Below are 4,220 nucleotides of genomic sequence, written 5' to 3' on the forward strand. Positions count from 1 at the left end.
GGCGTTTGATCACCTGGAGGAGGACGCGGTCGCGGCGGAACTGCGCGGCGAGCGCGAGGAGTTCACGGCGTTGCGCGAACGCCTCGTCCTGCCAGTCGTCGGTGAGCGCATTGCCGACGCCGAGCAGAACGTCGCGGCCCAGCTCCCACAGCACGACATTCACGGCCAGGCACGCGACCGCCAGCGGGTCGATGTCGACGGCCATCCAGCAGATGTCAGCGGGGTCCCGGCCGTCCGCCCGCATGGCTTGTGCGGCGGCGCGCAGCAGCCCGCCGGTGCCCACCGCCGGTTCCAGGACCGTGTCGCCGGGTTCAGCGCGGCTGACCTCGGCCGCCTTGGCGATGACGTCCGCGATGGGCGGCGGTGTGTAGACCTGCCCACGAGCCGTGCGGGCACCGTCCGAGCGCAGCCCGGATAGCAACGGCCCGAACATGTCGACCTCGCGCCGCCGGTGGCTGCCGGTGAGCTCGAGCTGTCCCGCGCGCAGCGCCGCGTGGGCGACCAGTCGGGCGGCATAGACCGCGTCCTCGGAGACCGGGTCCGCCTGGTCCCAGGGTCGGATCAGCGGCCACGCCGCGACGGCCAGCTCCGGCCGCGCGTGGACGAAGTGCCGCCACTGGTTGCGCATGACGGCGGCGAAGCTGTCAGTGTCCAGACCGGTCAGCAGCTCATACGCCTCCTCGCGCAGGTCGGCGGCCGGGGACAGGAGCGCCAGCGCCGCGACCGTGGAGACCGGGACTTCGGGCTGGCCGTGGCCGAACGCCGCGTGCCAGGCGTCGACGACCGCCTCGGCAATCCGGCACGCGTGGGCGTGGGCGTTGACCGGGGTCGGACGGCGCGTACGTTTGCGTGGGTGCGAGGGCATGACGGCGTGCGCTCCTTTCCTCACGGCATCGGACATGGATGGGCGGCGGCACGGCCCGCGCCAAAATGGGACCGGCGCGGACGGCTCCCGGGTCGCCGCCGCGCGACAACCACGGCGCTCAGTCCCAGAGGGGGACGGGAGCCTCGAGAAGCGCCTATTGGCGCAGGGATGAAGCTGGGCTCGAACCCGGCTATTCGCGGTGGTTCAATGAGACTGTGGGCCTCGCCCGCGCGGCCGAGGCGAGACCGACGACAAAGGCAAAGGCTTGCGGGAGTGTAAATGTGTAGGTCTGCCCATCGCTAACGGTGACGAGGAAACGGGCCGGACTACCGCCGAGCTGTGTCCAGGAGCGAAGTGAGCCGGCTACCTGGTGATGCGTCAGAGCGCGGATGACGGAATCGGCGCTATAGCGCGGATTGCCGCTGGGTTGATGACTCATCGGTTCTCCGAGACGGGGCTCCGCCAGCACGGACAGGAACGGTCCGAGCGCGGCCAGGCGGGCGCGCCGGGTTTTCCTGCCCACATCGGGCGCCCCGCCGCGTTGTTTCGGGTCTGCGGCGTTGCCACGCTGCCCGCCGCCGCAGGGAAGCGTGGGTACACGGGATGGATGTTTGCTACGTTCGATCTATCGTGCCCAGTCGACTTGGTCGGCCGACAGCTTCGGTCCGTTGCCGGGTTGGTCGTTTCCGCAGACGCAGTAGTGCGGACCCATGCCGCAGCCCAGGCACTGGCGGTAGGCGGACCGGGCGTGGATCGTCTCCGCCAGGCGCGTCAGGTCGACGAGTTTGCGGAGCTCGTCGTCCGGCAGGCGTAGCCGCCCCTGGGCGGTGACGGGAATGTCCGTCCAGTCCGGTCGAATCTCCAGCAGCAGGGCTCGCAACGCGAGCCCGTTCCGTTTCCGCGGCTGGCAGAACATGTACGGCAGAAACTGCCGGCCGTCGCGGACCGCACGCCACTGCCCCGCCGAATACGCGGGGAAGCGGCGGACCTCCAAACCGCCGGCAATGTCCCGCCGCCGTACCGGGGCCATCTCGTTGGCGCCCAACATGTCCATGATGTCGTCGCTCATCGGTCACGTCCCTCCTTTAAAGTCGATGACCTCCCATACGTCCTCACCTGGTATCAGCCCCAGCCGGGAGCCGGTGTCCCACCGGACGTGGACGGTGCCGACATCGTCAATTCCGGTCACGCTGCCCTCGGTCCCCACCGCGAGCAAGGAATGCGGATCGGTGTGGGACAGCAGCCGTATACGGTCTCCGGGTTTCGTGTCGTCCATTCCTGCCGTCCGGTGACGGCCGGGCTGCCTACCCTGGTCCACGTCATGGCCGGGGGGCGGATTGTTCATCGTCACTCCGCTTTCGTCCGGGGGCGCACCCGAGGCGCCCCGATGAGACATGCGATTCCCCTGCGGGGTCTTGCCAGCCGGAACACCCGCACAGTGGGACGGTTCCGGCAGGCAGCGTGCGAGCACGCTTACCCGTCCTTTGAATACCGGCACCGGATCGACCCGACCGTCCCGACAGGCACGGGGCACATCACGGTTGCCGGCGCTCCTGGGGTCCACGGTCGTGTCCGGCGCCATTCGGAGGTTGCCCTTCGGACCGGCGTGGGCGCGGCTCGGAAAAGAACCGAAGTCGCGGCTACGGGGCGGGTGTCCGCAAGATCGGTTGCGCTCGCTTCGGCAGGCTGTAGTCCGCCTCCCACGGAAACCGGCCGTGCGGGTCGGGCCAGACGAGCTGGAGGGCATCCACGGCGCCTCCGTGGATCTGCTCGGCGACGGCCATCCGACCGCGGACCTGACCGGGTTCGCAGGCCAGCAGGACCGCGGATAGTCCGACGAGGATGTCGTCGATCGGTCCCGGCTCGAGCCGCGTGTCCCGGTGGGACGCCCGACGTCCCAGCTCGTTGACGATCTCCTGGGCGACCCGCGGCTCCAACCCGAAGACGATGATCTCCGGATGATCCTTCGCGGCCAGCCCGACGGTGTAGGCGAACGGCGGTTCCTCGTTGTCGCCGCCGACGTGCTGCACGGCCCAGCCGTAGCGCGCCACGGTCTGCCTGACAGTGGCGACGTATCCCACGAAGTCCACTCGTGCCTCCCGATCTCGCTTGTCGATCAATGCGGGTAATGTCCCCTTCTGCTCGGCGGCGGCGCTGTCGACCCGTGCGGGAGCGGCGCCTGTCCTGGTCCACGCGCCTGCCGCGCGGGCCCAGTCGTTCACCCGCGCCGCCGCGCCGGTTCACCACGGCGACCTCGGCGTGCAGGCGTGCGCCGCGCGACGGTGACGGCGCAGTTGACGCTTACCGCTCGGCGTGGCCCCGGGGCGGGCGCCGAGACGCCTGAGCTGGCGCGCGCCTCGCTCCTGGCCGCCTGGGCGTGGTGAACCGCCGAGGCAGCGGACAATTCGGACTGGGTGGTATTGCCCACGGCCGTGACGGTTCACCGTTTCGCGGTGGGAAGGAGGTGCCCGGTGCGCGGACGATCGTGGCACCGTCCCGCCGGTGGGCGGCGAACATGGAGGTGACCCTGCCGCGGCACGCGGCCACCCGGCGGCCGGACGACCCCACCCGCATCGGTCCCTACACCGTGCTCGGCCGTCTGGGCGGCAGCGAGATCCGGCCGGTGTTCCTCGGCCAATCGCCCCACGGCCAGTGGGTCGCTGTGCACACTTTGGCTGCTACGGACGCAGCGCGGACCGAGCGCCGGGACGGGGTGTGGGCGGACGCCGACCACGCCCGCGCGATCGATAGCCCGCACGTCGCCCGGGTTCTCGACCTCGGAGTCGACGGGGAGCGTCCGCATCTGGTCGCGGAGTTTGTCGACGGGCCGACGCTCGCCGAGGAGGTGGGCGCGCGGGGCCCGCTGTCCGGACCGGAGGTGCATCGGCTGGCTGTCGCCCTGGCCTCGGCGGTGGCCGCTCGCGCCCGTGCCGGGGTCGTGCGTGGCGGTTTCACCCCGTCCGATGTGGTTCTCGGGATAGCGGGGCCACGGCTGGTGGACCTCGGCCTGTCCCGAGGGCCGCGGTCCGTGCGCTCACCATCCCGTGACGGGAGCGCCCCGCCGGCCCTGACCGGGGCGGACGTGCCAGCGGCCGTGTCGCTGGCGGACGCGGCCGACGTGTTCGCCTGGGGTGAGGTCGTCACCTACGCCGCGACTGGACGGACCAGCATCACGTCCGAGCCGCCGTCGCCGGGCGTGCCCGCGGGTGCCATAGACCACGTGACGGGCGCGCTGGGCACGCTGGTGCGCGCGGCGCTGGACACCGATCCCGCCCGCCGACCCGAGCCGGCCGATCTCGTCGCCCTCGTCGCCGACGTCGCCCCATCAGCGCGCGGACCGCGCCTGGCTCGCCGG

The 4,220-nt window shown here is 71.3% G+C and carries 5 protein-coding genes; 1 reads left to right on the forward strand and 4 read right to left on the reverse strand.

The genetic code is table 11. The annotated features are described in order from the left end of the window. The 4 genes from AC08OP_RS21710 to AC08OP_RS21725 all read right to left on the reverse strand — a co-directional run. The coding region (locus AC08OP_RS21710) for an N-6 DNA methylase (protein WP_476615871.1) at window positions 1-865 on the reverse strand (865 nt) is incomplete at its 3' end. A gap of 625 nt (window positions 866-1,490) precedes the next feature. Beyond that, window positions 1,491-1,934, reverse strand: a complete 444-nt coding sequence (locus tag AC08OP_RS21715) for a hypothetical protein (protein ID WP_476615872.1) — start codon at window positions 1,932-1,934, stop codon at window positions 1,491-1,493. A 3-nt stretch (window positions 1,935-1,937) separates the two neighbouring features. Continuing rightward, a complete protein-coding gene (locus tag AC08OP_RS21720; RefSeq protein WP_476615873.1) occupies window positions 1,938-2,210 on the reverse strand; it encodes a DUF4314 domain-containing protein in 273 nt (90 codons plus the stop codon). Between the two features lie 295 nt (window positions 2,211-2,505). Continuing rightward, complete coding sequence (locus AC08OP_RS21725; RefSeq protein WP_476615874.1) at window positions 2,506-3,087, reverse strand: DUF4262 domain-containing protein; 582 nt, start codon at window positions 3,085-3,087, stop codon at window positions 2,506-2,508. A 242-nt stretch (window positions 3,088-3,329) separates the two neighbouring features. Here AC08OP_RS21725 and AC08OP_RS21730 point away from each other — a divergent pair. Then, the coding region (locus tag AC08OP_RS21730; RefSeq protein ID WP_476615875.1) for a protein kinase family protein at window positions 3,330-4,220 on the forward strand (891 nt) is incomplete at its 3' end.

Source organism: Frankia sp. CeRuru1 (genome assembly GCF_977966315.1).

What these genes read in the sequence shown, in the direction of transcription:
- AC08OP_RS21720 (WP_476615873.1), bottom strand. Translation starts at nt 2,210, where the DNA reads ATGAACAATCCGCCCCCCGGCCATGACGTGGACCAGGGTAGGCAGCCC.
- AC08OP_RS21715 (WP_476615872.1), bottom strand. Translation starts at nt 1,934, where the DNA reads ATGAGCGACGACATCATGGACATGTTGGGCGCCAACGAGATGGCCCCG.